The sequence below is a fragment of the Gordonia sp. J1A genome (assembly GCF_055393515.1).
Window position 1 is genome coordinate 1,124,094 of the sequence record NZ_AP041607.1, and the last position, 14,375, is coordinate 1,138,468.

The following is a 14,375-nucleotide window of genomic DNA, read 5'->3' on the forward strand; positions in this document are numbered from 1 at the left end:
GTTCAGTCGATGCGGCCCGAGGGGACCGACCGCAGGGGCACCCGGTCGGCGGGGTTCCGCGGTGCCACATAGTCGACGGGGATGTCGTACACGGTGAGGTCGGTCTCCTCGCCCTTCTTGATCCACACCCGGTGCGGTGTCAGGTCGAGCTGGTATCCCGCGGGGGCCGCGTCCTCGAGGAGGTCGTAGCAGCCGGGATCCAGACCGCGGAACGCTGTTCCCTGATCGCCGGAGGTGAGTGCCGCGACATAGTTACCGCTGCACGTGACGACCCGGAACTTCGCTCCCTGCAACGGTTCCCCGGTGACGCGGTCGCGCTTGGTGACCCCGAGGACACCGTTGGTCGGTTCCTGCTGGTCCTTGGCGACGCGGATCCGGCGCTCCAGATTGCGACCGGCGACGATCACGCCGTCGAAGTCGTCGGCGGGCTCGAGCAGATGGTAGCCGGCCGGTGGCGCCACGACGGTGAACCGGTAGTAGCCCTCGGACAGAGTCACCTGCGCGGGTGTGGTGACGGTGCCGGGATGGTGCGGCGGGGCGTCGAACCGGATGACGGCGCCCGGGACCATCAGTCCGGCCTGCACGTCGTCGGCCCAGACCACCAGCACCCCGGTCTTCTTCTCGGGCCGGGTGGTCGGGGGCGCGGTGCTCGTCTCACTGGGCGGCGTCCCGGTGTCGGACGAGGGCGGCGTCGTACTCTCGGTCGGGCTGCCGGTGGGGGTCGCGGTCTCCGTGGGGCTCGACGTCACCTCGGTCGGAGCGGCCGTCTCGGCAGTGGTCTGCGCCGTGGTGGGCGCGGACTCCGTGGCGGGAACGTCCGCCCAGGCGGCGGCCGGGGTGAGAGCCGCGCACATCACGGCGGCGGCGAGGATCGCGGGTACTCCGCGGCGGTTGATCTTCATGGTGGTCTCCTGACGAGTGTGTGAATGGTCGGTAGCGGTCCGCGTCACGCGGGTGCGGCGAAGACGACGACGTTGTCGCGGTAACCGAGGGGCGGGCCGATGAACGGGCCGCCGCAGGTGATGAGTGCGAGAGTCTCCGGGCCGGTCCGTCGATTGAGTTCGTCCACCGGCAGTCCGTCGCGGCCGGTGGACTCCTTGTCGGCGAGCACCGACCGGGTGACGTGGTAGACGTGCCGGTGTCCGTCCGCGGTGGTGACGTCGACGGCGTCACCGGTTTTGAGGCCGGAGAACCGTGCGGCGAAGCCCTTTCCCTGCTTCACGTCGTCGACGTGCCCGGTCATCACCACGGTCCCGGAGCCGGACCCGGGCAGCGACGAGTCGACCCACCAGCCGAGGCGGTGGACGTCCTGGGGAGGCAGGAGAACCCCTGCCGTGTCGGTGGCCACCGCGTCGGTCGGCACCGTCGCACCGTCGACGGTGACCCGGATCGGCGACGACGGTTCGTCCGAGCGGGCGGACACCGGAGCGGGCAGATTGGCCTGAGCACTGCCGGATGTGGGCGCCTGCCGGTCGGAGGTCGCCGAGCATCCGGACGAGAGGGCGAGCGCGGCGGCGACCGCGACTGCGGCCGCCGCCCGATGGATCTTCATGTGGGCTCCTCGCTGTGCGCGTGGCCGCACCTGCTGTGCGGCCGCTGTGCGTGCCCCGACACTGGTGAGATCGGGTCCGCGCACGCGGCGTTAACGAGGATCAGACGTCAGTCGTTCAGCTGAATGACTCCAGTACCCGCTTCCGGAGTTCGCCCTTGACCAGCTTGCCGGTCGGGGTCCGCGGCAGGTCGTCCACGAAGCGGATCTCCTTGGGGACCTTGAACGACGCGAGTTCGGCCTTCGCGAAGTCGACGAGTTCGGCGGCGAGGCGATCGGAGGCCTCGGCGCCGTCGACCAGTTGGACGAAGCCCACCGGTCGCTCTCCGAGATCGTCGTCGGGCAGGCCGATCACGCCGACGTCGTATACCGCCGGGTGGTTGATGAGGACGTTCTCCGACTCCTGCGGGTAGATGTTGACGCCGCCGGAGATGATCGTGAAGGCCTGGCGGTCGGTGAGGTAGAGGAAGCCCTCGTCGTCCACGTAACCGAGGTCGCCGGTGGTCGCCCAGTTCGCATGCCCCGGGTGCTGCGCCTGCGCCGTCTTCGACGGATCGTTGTGATAGACGAAGGGCATCTCGTCGCGCTCGAAATAGACGGTCCCGACCTCTCCGGCGGGCAGCGGTTCACCGTCGGGACCACAGATGTGCACCACTCCGAGGACGGCTCTGCCGACCGAGCCGGGGTGGGTCGACGAGTCCGCCGATCCGATCAGCGTGACGCCCGCGGCTTCGGTGGCCGCGTAGTACTCGTTGATCACCGGTCCCCACCAGTCGATCATTCTGCGCTTCACCTCCGCCGGACACGGAGCGGCGGCGTGAATGGCGACCTTCATGCTCGAGACGTCGTACCGGTCGCGGACCCCGTCCGGCAGCTTCAGCATCCGGACGAACATGGTGGGCACCCACTGACTGTGCGTCACGGAGTATTCGTCGATGTACCGCAGGGCCGTCTCCGGCTCGAAGTGGTCCATCACGATCACCGTCCCGCCCAGAGCGTTCGTCATCGCGCAGTACCGAAGGGGAGCGGCGTGGTACAGCGGCGCAGGCGACAGGTAGACGGTGTCGGGGCCGAATCCGTACACCGGGCCGAACACCTGCGATATGAGGTCGGGGGCCTCGTCGACCTGGACGCCGGGCAGCGACGGCTTGATTCCCTTGGGCCGCCCGGTGGTTCCCGAGGAGTAAAGCATGTCGGCGCCGCGGGGCTGGTCGGTCAGCGGGGCGTCCGACGCAGCGGCCAGCACCTCCGGGTAGTCGAGGAAACCGTCGACCGGCCCGCCCCAGGCCACCCGCCGGGAATCGTCGGACAGGGCCTCGATGCGGTGGGCCTCGGAGACGGCGCCCGCCACCGCGGCCGAGGCGAAGACCGCGCGCGCATCGCAGTCGTCGAGGATGTAGTTCACCTCCGCCGGGGTGAGGTGGTGGTTCACGGCGGTGACGTACATGCCGGAGCGGACCGCGGCCCAGTACACGTCGAAGACGCGCAGATCGTTGTCGGAGACGATCGCTATGGTGTCGCCCCGACCGATTCCCAGGTCGTGCAGGTGATTGGCGATTCTGGTGGAGTTGTCCGTGAGCTCTCGATAGGTGACGCGCTCACCCGTCGACGGGCGGATCAGCGCAGGCTTGTCCGGTGTGGTCGCGGCGAAGGTTCCTGGGTACACGGGCACTCCTGAAGTGAGGGACGTCTCACCGACGACCGTACCGAGTAATCGCTCGCTCAGGAGTGCTTTGCCGTCACGCCGCTTCCACGCGGTAGGAGACCGCCTGCAGCAGGATCGCGCCCACATCCTTGGGGTCGCGTGCGATGAACGAGCTGCCGCCGGTGGCCTCGGCGATCTGCTTGAGCGCACCGGCGTCGGCGTCCTCCGAGATGCCGACCGCGATGATCGGGATGCGCCGCGCGGGGTTCTTCATGATGTTCAGCTCCGACACCAGATGCCCCAGCGTGATGCTGTCGCGATCCTCGTTGCGGCCGTCGGTCATGATGATCACGCTGTTGGAGTACGCGGGGTCGTATGAGTCGTACACGGTCTTGAACGCCGCGAGCGCGGTGTCGTAGAGACCGGTGCCGCCGCCGACGTGCCCCAGCGTGTCGCGGATGGAGTCGGCGAGGCGGTCGCGGTTGGTACGGCCTCCCTCGATCTCGGAGATCGGCGCGATCGGCATCACCTCCCGATAGTCCTGGCCGGGGCCGCCGCGGTCGATGCTGAACTCCCAGTAGCCCAGCGCGGTGTTCTTGGGGAACCGGCCCAGTCCGAACAGCGAGGCCTCCCGGAGGAAGGCCGCGCGCGAACGGCCTCCGGCGTCGAGCGCCATCGAGCCGGACACGTCCTGCACCACGAGCGCCCGGATCGGCTGGGTGAGTGCGGTCCACTTCCGCAGGATGTTGTCGACGAGTTCCCTGGCCGGCTGCTTGATCACGGTGACGTCCTGGACGCCGGTTCCGTCGGCCGGCGGCTCGCCGTCCGGAGAGCGGATGCCCATCTCCTCCCGGATCCGGCGACCACTGTCGGTCTGCAGGGTGGCCACCAGCGCGTCGATCGCGTCGCCGGCCAGCGCTTGATCGTCGGGTTGCGCGACATTGGCGGCCCGATAGTCCAGGGCCACCGTGCCGGACCGCGGCACGGCCACCTCGAGATCGGACGCGGGATGGGCGCGCTTGAACTCGGTGTAGGCGCGTTCGGTGGTGAGGGTGGCCGTCGGCGCGGGAGCGGCGGCGGTCTGCGCGAGATCGGGGGAGGCGTCGTTGTCGTTCATCATCAGGGCCCGCTTGGTCAGGAACTCCACCAGCTCCCGGTGCGTCAGCGAGCCCGACGACACCTCGGAGAGCGCTCCGATCACCGCGGCGTTGCTGACGTCGCTGCGGGCCGGCGGAGCCACTCGCAGTCCGGGCGAGGTGAGCACGTCGGTCCACGCGGGCATCGCCGGGAGTTCACGGCCGGCCACCACCACCGGGGAGACGCCGAGCGACGGTCCGACGTCGGCCCACGTCCGGCCGAGTGCGGCGCGCACCTGCCGGACGCGCGCCTGCGACTCAGCGATCCAGATCTGCGGTGCGTTCCGGTCGGTGAGGCGTTCGGAGGTGTGGCTCGGCGGCACGGCCTGCACGGTGAAGTCGAAACAGCTGTCCGCCTCGGTCTGCTTCGACAGGGCGGTGACGTAGTCGGCGACGTCCTGGTCGGCGATGACCGACACCGGTCGCACCTGAGAACAGCCGCCGTGCCCGCCCCGCCAGACCGCGTACACTCCGCCCGCCAGCAGCGCGGCCAGCACCAGGGAGAGCCCGACCCGCGCGCGGGTGCCGGGGCGCCGTCGCCGGCGGCTCCCGGCGGACTCCCGCGGTGGATCGGAAGCGGGACGCGCGGCGTTTCGGTGTTGGCCCATGTCGGGTCGACCCCTCCTTGTGAATTCCTCGAGAGTGCGAGAGAAGGCTAGCCCATGCGTGAGATGGGACACGTCGGGGGTGCCGAGTACCGCCGATTACGCCCGTCGGCGCGACGGGCACGGACGTCATGAGCACCACGGCCGCGCACAGCAACGGGCCCGGACCTTCGGCGGTCGAAGGTCCGGGCCCGTTGCGCCGGTCACTCGCCCGCGGGTACGCGGACCGAGGCCTCGACGAGGTCGAGGACGGCATGCAGATCGTCGGTCGACTGACCCGAGGCCAACCGTGTGACCAGGCCGTCGAGGATGACGTCCAGGTAGGTGACGAGCACCTCCGGGGGGACGTCCTTGCGGAGACTGCCCGCACGGCGCTTGCGCTCCAGGCGGGCGAGGGTGGCGGCCTCGCGGTCGGCGCTCTGCGCCTCCCAGGCCTCACGGAAGCCGGGATCGGTGCGGATCTTCCGCACGATCTCCAGCCGCGTGCTCAGCCAGTCGAAGTCCTTCGGCCGCGCGAGGATGTCGCGCATCACCTGGACCAGACCCTCGTGCGAGGCGACCTCGGCCATCCGCTCCGCGTCTTCGCGTGCCAGCGCCAAGAACAGGGCTTCCTTGTCCTTGAAGTGGTGGAAGATCGCACCGCGGGAGAGGCCGGTCGCCTCTTCGAGACGTTTGACCGTCGCTCCGTCGTAACCGTATTCGGCGAAACAATGCCGCGCGCCGTCGAGGATCTCTCGACGACGCGCGGCAAGACGGTCATCGCTGACCCGTGGCATGAATCAGCTCTTGATCATGTTCCGCAGGACGTACTGCAGGATGCCGCCGTTGCGGTAGTAGTCGGCCTCACCGGGCGTGTCGATGCGCACCACGGCGTCGAAGACGACCTTGTCGCCGTTCTCCTTGGTCGCGGTGACCTTCAGCGTCTTCGGGGTCACGCCCTCGTTGAGCGCAGTGATGCCCTCGATGTCGAAGACCTCGGTGCCGTCCAGTCCCAGCGTCTTGGCGCTCTCGCCCTCCGGGAACTGCAGCGGGACCACGCCCATGCCGATGAGGTTGGAGCGGTGGATGCGCTCGAACGACTCGGTGATGACGGCCTTGACACCCAGCAGCACCGTGCCCTTCGCCGCCCAGTCGCGCGAGCTGCCGGAGCCGTACTCCTTGCCGCCGAGGACGACCAGCGGGATGCCGGCCTTCTTGTAGTTGACCGAGGCGTCGTAGATGAACGACTGCGGACCGCCCTCCTGGGTGAAGTCACGGGTGTAACCGCCCGAGACGCCGTCCAGCAGCTGGTTCTGCAGGCGGATGTTCGCGAAGGTGCCGCGGATCATCACCTCGTGGTTGCCGCGACGGCTGCCCAGCGAGTTGTAGTCCTTGCGGGCCACACCGTTGGCGTCGAGGTACTGCGCGGCGGGGGTGCCGGGCTTGATGGGTCCGGCCGGGCTGATGTGGTCGGTGGTGACCGAGTCGCCCAGCAGCGCCAGGACGCGGGCGCCCTTGATGTCCTCGACCGGCGCCGGCTCGGGGGTCATGCCGTCGAAGTACGGTGCCTTGCGAACGTAGGTGGACTTCTCGTCCCACGCGAAGGTGTCGCCCTCCGGCGTGCTCAGTCCGCGCCACCGCTCGTCGCCCGCGAAGACGTCGGCGTAGGACTTGCGGAACATGTCCTGGCTGATGGCGGTCTTGATGGTGTCGTCGATCTCCTGGGCCGACGGCCAGATGTCCTTCAGGAAGACGTCGTTGCCGTCGGTGTCCTGGCCGAGCGGCTGGGTCTCGAAGTCGAAGTCCATGGTGCCCGCGAGCGCGTAGGCGATGACCAGCGGCGGCGACGCCAGGTAGTTCATCTTCACGTCGGGGGAGATGCGTCCCTCGAAGTTGCGGTTGCCCGAGAGGACCGCGGTGACGGTCAGATCGTTGTCGTTGACCGCCTTGCTGATCTCCTCCGGCAGCGGACCGGTGTTGCCGATGCACGTGGTGCAGCCGTAACCGCCGAGGTAGAAGCCGAGCTTCTCGAGGTACGGCCACAGGCCGGCCTTCTCGTAGTAGTCGGTGACGACCTGCGAACCGGGGGCCATGTTGGTCTTGACCCACGGCTTGCTGGTGAGACCCTTCTCGACCGCGTTGCGGGCGAGGAGGCCGGCGCCGATCATGACCGACGGGTTCGAGGTGTTGGTGCACGAGGTGATGCCCGCGACGGCGACGGCGCCGTGATCGAGGACGAACTCGCCGCGCTCCTCGCTGACGATCTTGATCGGCTTGCTCGGGCGTCCCTCGGCGCCGTTGGCCGCCGACTGGACCTTCACCGCTCCGTCGTCGGCGAAGGACAGCGCGGCCGGATCGGACGCCGGGAACGACTCCTCGACGGCCTCGTCGAGCTGCGTGTGCGCGGCGGGATGCTGCTCTTCGACGTAGTTGTGGATGTCCTTGCGGAAGGCCACCTTCGACTCCGACAGCAGGATGCGGTCCTGCGGACGCTTCGGGCCGGCGATCGACGGGACCACGGTGCCCAGGTCCAACTCCAGGTACTCGGAGTAGGCCGGCTCGTGGTCCGGGTCGTGCCACATGCCCTGTTCCTTGGCGTAGGCCTCGACCAGCGCGAGCTGGTCGTCGTCGCGGCCGGTCAGGCGCAGGTAGTTGATGGTCTCGGAGTCGATCGGGAAGATCGCGCAGGTGGAACCGAACTCGGGGCTCATGTTGCCCAGGGTGGCGCGGTTGGCGAGGGGGACCTCGGCGACGCCCTTGCCGTAGAACTCGACGAACTTGCCGACCACACCGTGCTGACGGAGCATGTCGGTCACAGTGAGCACCACGTCGGTGGCGGTGACACCCGGCTTGATCTCGCCGGTCAGCTTGAAGCCGACGACGCGCGGGATCAGCATGGAGACCGGCTGGCCGAGCATCGCGGCCTCGGCCTCGATGCCGCCGACGCCCCAGCCCAGGACGCCCAGGCCGTTCTCCATCGTGGTGTGCGAGTCGGTGCCGACGCAGGTGTCGGGGTACGCCTGGCCGTTCCGGACCATGATCGAGCGGGCGAGGTACTCGATGTTGACCTGGTGCACGATGCCGGTGCCCGGGGGCACCACCTTGAAGTCGTCGAAGGCGCCCTGGCCCCAGCGGAGGAACTGGTAACGCTCGCCGTTGCGCTCGTACTCGAGTTCCACGTTGCGCTCGAAGGCGTCGGCGCGGCCGAAGACGTCGAGGATCACCGAGTGGTCGATGACCATCTCGGCGGGGGAGAGCGGGTTCACCTTGTTGGGGTCGCCGCCGAGGGCGGTGATGGCCTCGCGCATGGTGGCGAGGTCGACCACGCAGGGCACACCGGTGAAGTCCTGCATCAGGACGCGGGCCGGGGTGAACTGGATCTCGATGCTCGGGTCGGCCGACGGATCCCAGTTCGCGAGGGCGTTGATGTGATCTTCGGTGATGTTGGCGCCGTCTTCGGTGCGCAGGAGGTTCTCGGCGAGGACCTTCAGCGCGTACGGCAGCTTCTCGGTGCCGGGCACTGCCGACAGGCGGAAGATCTCGTAGGAGTTCTCACCGACCTGCAGGGTGCCGCGGGAGTCAAAGGAATTGATGCTCACGTGTGCTCCACTCGTTTCGTGCAAGTTCCGCCGACGGGCTGCGCCGACGGGAGTTCGTCAGAAGCGTCGCAGCATGCGGCGGGCTGCGGCCGCGGTGCTACCTCTCCAGCATAGCAGTACGCGCGTACTGGTTGGGCGGTACGGGTCGCTCGGCCGTATCGGCGTGCGGCTGTCGTATCCTGGGCGCCGAGTGCCACCCGTCGCCAGCGGCCAGCCGGCTTCTGCGCGCACCCCGCCATGTCGAGTCAGCAACCGTTCAGGGAGCCACATCTGATGAATCCGGGCCCATCCGCGTTCGTTCTCGCCGAGCCCGCGTCCCAGCCGCCGGCCGACGTGTGGTCGAACCTCGACATGGCTGCGATCACCGACGCGCTCACCGGCTCCGGAGTGTGGGCCCCCGCCGACCAGCAGCCCGCGCTCAAGCAGCTGGTGAAGCAGGCGGCGGCCGACGGGCACAGCCTGCACGTGGTGGTACTGGACCAGTCGTACCCGAAGTTCACCGCCTACCGGGACATCGCGACCCACCTGCAGTCGGAGGTCGGCGGGACGGTGCTGGTCTTCGGCCCGTCCGGCAGCGGCACCGCGTCCGACGAGTTCAGCCGAGTTCAGCTCGAAGACGCCTCGAACGACGTCTCCAAGGGGGCCACGGCCTCCCAGGCCGCCGCGCAGATGTACCACAAGGCCGTCGATCCCAACGTGAACTGGAACGGCGTCACCATCGGCCTCATCGTCCTCGTGGTGATCGGCGCGGTGATCGCCCGCTGGCGGATGAAGCGCCGGCGGACGACGGCCGAGCCGGCCGCGGTCGGGCAGAACGGCGACGCCTCCGGCCCGGCGACTGCGGAGGGCGACGAGGATCCTGACGGCCGCCGTCCGGCCGGGACCGACTGACCCCTCGGGGTCCCGCCGTCCGGCGCCCGCGCTCGTCGCGGACGCCGCTTTCTTCTGACGCGTCACGATTCGTGCGTTATCCAACTGTGACAGGACTCTAAGGTTCCGTCTTTGCGCTGCTGACGCGTGTTTCCGCAGGTAATCACCTATTTGTAATTCAGGGCTTCAGGTTCTCACAGAGACTGATGTGACGTACGGTGCAGAAGACACTTTATGGTGCACGGGGGATAGATGTTGCGAGGGAGTTCTCGACTTGAAGCCAGCTAAGAACGGCGCACGTTGGGCGGCGCGAGGTACCACCGTGGGTGCCGTGATGCTCGTGAGCGTTCTCGGAGCCGGTCCGGCCCTCGGTGACCCCAACAACGCCAATCCCGTGGCATCGCTGATCAACCAGATCGCCGACGTTGATCAGAATCTGTCCGACCTCGCGAGCGCGGTCGCGGCGAAGCAGGAGAACGTCAACCGCACGCTGGTGGACTTCCAGAACGCGCTCGCGGCTCAGCAGGTCGCAGCCGCGGCCAGCCGAAGCGCCAAGGACTCGCTCGGCGAGGTGAGCGCGAAGGTCGAGGCAGCGCAGAAGGACTTCGACGCCTTCGTCCGGTCGGTGTACCGGCAGGGCAACAATCGCGGGGCGATGACCAAGTACGTCGCGTCCGACGATCCGGAGAAGGTCCTGGACCAGATGTCTGCCGTCGACCAGGTCACGCGACAGCAGCAGGCGACCATTCGCAAACTCCAGGTGGCACGCAACCAGCAGGCCAACCGGGTGGCGGCCACCGAGGCCACCCGCCAGCAGACGGCGATGGCCGCCAAGGACGCGTCGGCCCGGCGCGATGAGGCGATCGCCGCGGTCAAGGCCGCCCAGGACGCGGTCCGCACTCAGCAGACCAAACGCAACGAATTGGTCTCCCAGCGCACGTCGCTGGCGTCGAAGCTCGAGAAACTGCGCAAGTCGGCCCCCAAGAGCGAGGTGGACGCCCAGGCCTCGCCGGGCACCGTCGCCGACGTGGCGGGCAAGGTGCTCGACCGCATTCCGGCCAAGCCCGTGGAGGGCGATGATCTGGTGGCCCAGGCCGCCCAGGCGGCCGCGAAGCTCGCGATGGAGACCGGTCAGGCGCTGTTGGCCGGCGCCATCGGCAAACTCCAGATTCCGCATTCGGAACTGTTCGACCTGCTCGGCATCGGCGGGTCGTATCCGTTCGGTGAGGGCCAGGACAGCACCTACGGCCGACTCCAGAACGGCTCGCTCGGTCCGCTGCTGACCAATCCCGAGTCCGGGGTCCCCGGCGGTGGCGGAGGGCCCTCGCAGCCCGGTCTGCGCGGCCCGGCGGCCGTCGAACTCGTGGTCAACCGGATGAAGTCGCAGCTGGGCGTCACGTACGCCTGGGGCGGCGGCGACGCGAACGGCCCCACCCTCGGCATCCGCGACGGCGGCGTCGCCGACAGCTACGGCGATTACCGCAAGGTCGGCTTCGACTGCTCGGGTCTGATGATCTACGGCTTCGCGGGAGTGGGCATCGACCTTCCGCACTACACCGGCTACCAGTACACCTCGGGACCGCAGGTGCCGCTGTCGCAGATGCGGCGCGGCGACATGATCTTCTACGGGCCCAACGCCAGCCAGCACGTGGCGCTCATCCTCGGTGACGGGACCATGATCGAGGCGCCGCAGTCCGGCGACGTCGTGAAGATCTCGCCGGTGCGGACCGCGGGCGCCATGCCGTACGTGGTCCGGCTCCTCTGACACGTGCGCGGTCCCGATACTCCCCGCCCGCTAGTGTGGGTGTCGGTACATCGCAGGCCTCGACCGGTAGGAGCATCGGCTTGACTTCAACAGGCAGCAGCGGACAGGACCGCAGCGGCGCGGCGACGGAGGGATCCGCCGCCGGGACACTGTCTTTCACCCCGGAAGACGCGAAACTGATCGAACGCGCTCTGTTCGAGGTCAAGCGGGTGATCGTCGGCCAGGACAAGCTGGTCGAGCGCATCCTCACCGGTCTGCTGGCCCGCGGCCACATCCTGCTCGAGGGGGTGCCCGGCGTCGCGAAGACGCTGGCGGTCGAGACCTTCGCCACGGTGATCGGCGGCAGCTTCTCCCGCGTGCAGTTCACTCCCGACCTGGTGCCCTCCGACCTGATCGGTACTCGCATCTACCGGCAGGGACGCGAGGAGTTCGACACCGAGCTCGGCCCGGTGGACGCCAACTTCGTCTTGGCCGACGAGATCAACCGCGCCCCGGCCAAGGTGCAGTCGGCGCTGCTCGAGGTGATGGCCGAGCGGCACGTGTCGATCGGCGGCTCCACCTACCCCATGCCCGATCCGTTCCTGGTGATGGCGACGCAGAACCCCATCGAGAACGAGGGCGTCTATCCGCTGCCGGAGGCGCAGCGCGACCGCTTCCTGTTCAAGGTCCTCGTCGACTACCCGTCGGTGGAGGAGGAGCGCGAGATCGTCTATCGGATGGGCAACGTCCCGCCGACGGCGTCGCAGATCCTCGACCCGGCGGCGACCATCCGACTGCAGCAGCTCGCGGCCAACGTCTTCGTTCATCATGCGCTCGTCGACTACGTGGTCCGGGTCATCAACGCCACCCGGCGGCCCGCGGAGGTCGGGCTCGGCGAGGTCGACCAGTGGCTGGCCTACGGTGCGTCCCCGCGCGCGACGCTCGGCATCGTCGCCGCCGCTCGCGCCCTCGCGCTGATCCACGGGCGCGACTACGTGATCCCGCAGGATGTCGTCGAGGTGATTCCCGACGTCCTGCGGCATCGCCTCGTGCTGTCGTACGACGCGCTGGCGGACGAGGTGTCGCCCGATCACATCATCACTCGGGTGCTGCAGACCATCGGTCTCCCGCAGGTCTCCGCGGCGCCGGCCCAGCCGGTCCAGAGCCCGCCGGTCCAGCAGCCGCATGCGGCGCAGCAGCCCGTGCAGCAGCCGCACGTCCAGCAGCAGTCGGGCCAGCAGCAGTCGGGTCCGCAGGCTCCCGCGGCGCAGGCCCCGGCCGCCCAGCAGTCGCCGACGGTTCAGCCGGGCAATGCCGGCCACTGACGGGCTGCCGTCGTTCGCGGCGGGAACACTGACCGACCCCGAGTTGACGGCTTCGCTGAAGTCTCTCGAGCTCACCGTCCGGCGCAAGCTCGACGGTGTGCTGCAGGGCGAGCATCTGGGCCTGATCCCCGGACCGGGTTCCGAACCGGGCGAGGCGCGCGAGTATCAGCCCGGCGACGACATCCGGCGGATGGAGTGGTCGGTGACCGCCCGCACCGGGACGCCGCATGTACGGCAGATGATCGCCGACCGGGAGTTGGAGACGTGGTTCGTGGTCGACGCCTCGGCCAGCCTCGACTTCGGGACCGTCGGGCGGGCCAAACGCGACATCGCGATCGCCGCGGCGGCCGCGATCGTGCATCTGACGGCGGGTGGCGGTAATCGGCACGGCGCGATCATCGTGACGGGCGACGACGTGGTGCGGATACCGGCTCGCGCCGGCCGCGCTCACGACCAGGCCCTGCTGAAGGCGATCGCGACCACTCGGCGGAGCGCTCCGGGAGTGCGCGGCGATCTGAACGCCGGACTGGAGGCGTTGCGCCGCCCGTTGCGCAGGCGCGGACTGGCGGTGGTCGTGAGCGACTTCCTCGGCGAGATCGACTGGGCCCGCTCGCTGCGCGCGATCGGCGCGCATCACGACCTGCTGGGCGTGGAGGTGCTCGACCCGCGTGATGTGGAGTTGCCGCCGGTGGGACCGGTGACGCTCCGGGACGCCGAATCCGGTGAGGTGGTCGACGTCGACGTCACCGCGCAGGTGCGGGCCGACTACGCGCGGGCCGCCGCCGAACACCGGGCCGAGGTGCTGCGGACCTTCCGCAGCGCGGGCGGCCCGGTGCTGTCCCTGCGCAGCGACCGTGACTGGATCGCCGACACCGTCCGCTTCGTCGGCATGCGCCGCCGGACGATGGCGGCGGGGGTGCGTTGATGAGCGATCTGTTCGCCCACCCCTGGTGGCTGTTCTCTACGCTGCTGGTGGTCGCGTTGATCGTCGCCTATGTCTACGTGATGCGACGGCGGCGGGCGCGGGCGCTCGCCTTCGCGAACCTCGACCTCCTGCGGTCGGTGACTCCGAAGAACCAGGACCGCTTCCGCCATGTGCCGGTCGCGGTGCTGCTGACCGGTCTGGTGCTGCTGACGATCGCGATGGCCGGACCGATGGCCGAGCGCGACGTGCCGCGCAACCGTGCGACGGTCATGCTCGTCGTCGACGTGTCGAATTCGATGAAATCCACCGATGTGGCGCCGTCGCGGCTCAAAGCGGCTCAGGCCGCGGGTAAACGGTTCGCCGACGAACTCACCGACGGAGTCAATCTCGGGCTCATCTCGTTCGCGGGCACGGCGTCGACCCTCGTCTCGCCGACACCCGACCACGCCGCGACCAAGAACGCGCTGGACCGGCTCAAACTCGCTGACAAGACGGCGACCGGAGAAGGCATCTTCGCGGCGCTGCAGCAGATCCAGACACTGAACGCGGTGCTGGGCGGGCCCGAGGGTGCTCCACCGGCACGGATCGTCCTCCTCTCCGACGGCAAGCAGACCGTCCCCGAGAGCCCGGACGACCCCCGGGGCGGCTTCACCGCCGCGCGCAAGGCCAAGGAGGAGGGCATTCCGGTGTCGACCATCTCCTTCGGAACCCTGACCGGCACCGTCGATCTCGAAACTCCCGGCGGAGGCGTGGAGCGGGTGCCGGTCCCGGTCGACGACGAATCGCTGCGGAAGATCGCGAACCTCTCCGGCGGCGAGTTCTTCACCGCCTCGAGCCTCGACGAACTGAACAAGGTGTACTCCACGCTGCAGAAACAGATCGGTTACGAGCGTGAACGCGGCGACAATTCGAGGCCCTGGCTGATCGCGGGCACGCTGCTGGCGGTCGCAGGCACATTCGCCGCCCTGCTCCTGAACCGGCGCCTCCCCTGAGATAGG

The 14,375-nt window shown here is 68.9% G+C and carries 11 protein-coding genes; 5 read left to right on the top strand and 6 right to left on the bottom strand.

The window, feature by feature from the left end; translation table 11 throughout:
* Window positions 1-2: 2 nt before the first annotated feature.
* The 6 genes from ACZ5QD_RS05265 to acnA form a co-directional block, all read right to left on the bottom strand.
* Window positions 3-902 (bottom strand): MSCRAMM family protein, encoded by a 900-nt coding sequence (locus tag ACZ5QD_RS05265; protein WP_062367494.1) that lies wholly within the window; start codon window positions 900-902, stop codon window positions 3-5.
* 44 nt (window positions 903-946) lie between these two features.
* Complete coding sequence (locus tag ACZ5QD_RS05270) at window positions 947-1,552, bottom strand: class F sortase (RefSeq protein ID WP_006894877.1); 606 nt, start codon at window positions 1,550-1,552, stop codon at window positions 947-949.
* Between the two features lie 115 nt (window positions 1,553-1,667).
* The gene (locus ACZ5QD_RS05275) at window positions 1,668-3,215 is read right to left on the bottom strand and encodes an acyl-CoA synthetase (RefSeq protein WP_006894878.1); all 1,548 of its coding nucleotides are present in this window, start codon (window positions 3,213-3,215) and stop codon (window positions 1,668-1,670) included.
* Between the two features lie 73 nt (window positions 3,216-3,288).
* Entirely contained in the window at window positions 3,289-4,938 is a 1,650-nt protein-coding gene (locus ACZ5QD_RS05280) for a substrate-binding domain-containing protein (protein ID WP_006894879.1), read from the bottom strand.
* Window positions 4,939-5,138: 200 nt separating this feature from the next.
* Window positions 5,139-5,711, bottom strand: a complete 573-nt coding sequence (locus ACZ5QD_RS05285) for a TetR/AcrR family transcriptional regulator (RefSeq protein ID WP_006894880.1) — start codon at window positions 5,709-5,711, stop codon at window positions 5,139-5,141.
* A gap of 3 nt (window positions 5,712-5,714) precedes the next feature.
* Window positions 5,715-8,513, bottom strand: coding sequence for an aconitate hydratase AcnA (acnA, locus tag ACZ5QD_RS05290; protein WP_006894881.1), 2,799 nt, complete (start codon window positions 8,511-8,513; stop codon window positions 5,715-5,717).
* 273 nt (window positions 8,514-8,786) lie between these two features.
* Between acnA and ACZ5QD_RS05295 the strand changes: the two genes are divergently transcribed.
* The 5 genes from ACZ5QD_RS05295 (at window position 8,787) to ACZ5QD_RS05315 (ending at window position 14,369) form a co-directional block, all read left to right on the top strand.
* The gene (locus ACZ5QD_RS05295; protein WP_062367492.1) at window positions 8,787-9,404 is read left to right on the top strand and encodes an Rv1476 family membrane protein; all 618 of its coding nucleotides are present in this window, start codon (window positions 8,787-8,789) and stop codon (window positions 9,402-9,404) included.
* Between the two features lie 313 nt (window positions 9,405-9,717).
* Entirely contained in the window at window positions 9,718-11,148 is a 1,431-nt protein-coding gene (locus ACZ5QD_RS05300) for an NlpC/P60 family protein (protein WP_081598057.1), read from the top strand.
* Window positions 11,149-11,228: 80 nt separating this feature from the next.
* On the top strand, window positions 11,229-12,452 hold the full coding sequence (locus ACZ5QD_RS05305) for an AAA family ATPase (RefSeq protein WP_412475697.1): 1,224 nt from the start codon (window positions 11,229-11,231) through the stop codon (window positions 12,450-12,452).
* A complete protein-coding gene (locus ACZ5QD_RS05310) occupies window positions 12,439-13,377 on the top strand; it encodes a DUF58 domain-containing protein (protein WP_412475698.1) in 939 nt (312 codons plus the stop codon). Before ACZ5QD_RS05305 ends, ACZ5QD_RS05310 begins: the two co-directional genes overlap by 14 nt.
* Window positions 13,377-14,369: a VWA domain-containing protein gene (locus tag ACZ5QD_RS05315; RefSeq protein ID WP_006894886.1), complete on the top strand. Its 993-nt coding sequence runs from the start codon at window positions 13,377-13,379 to the stop codon at window positions 14,367-14,369. Before ACZ5QD_RS05310 ends, ACZ5QD_RS05315 begins: the two co-directional genes overlap by 1 nt.
* The last annotated feature ends 6 nt before the right edge of the window (window positions 14,370-14,375 follow it).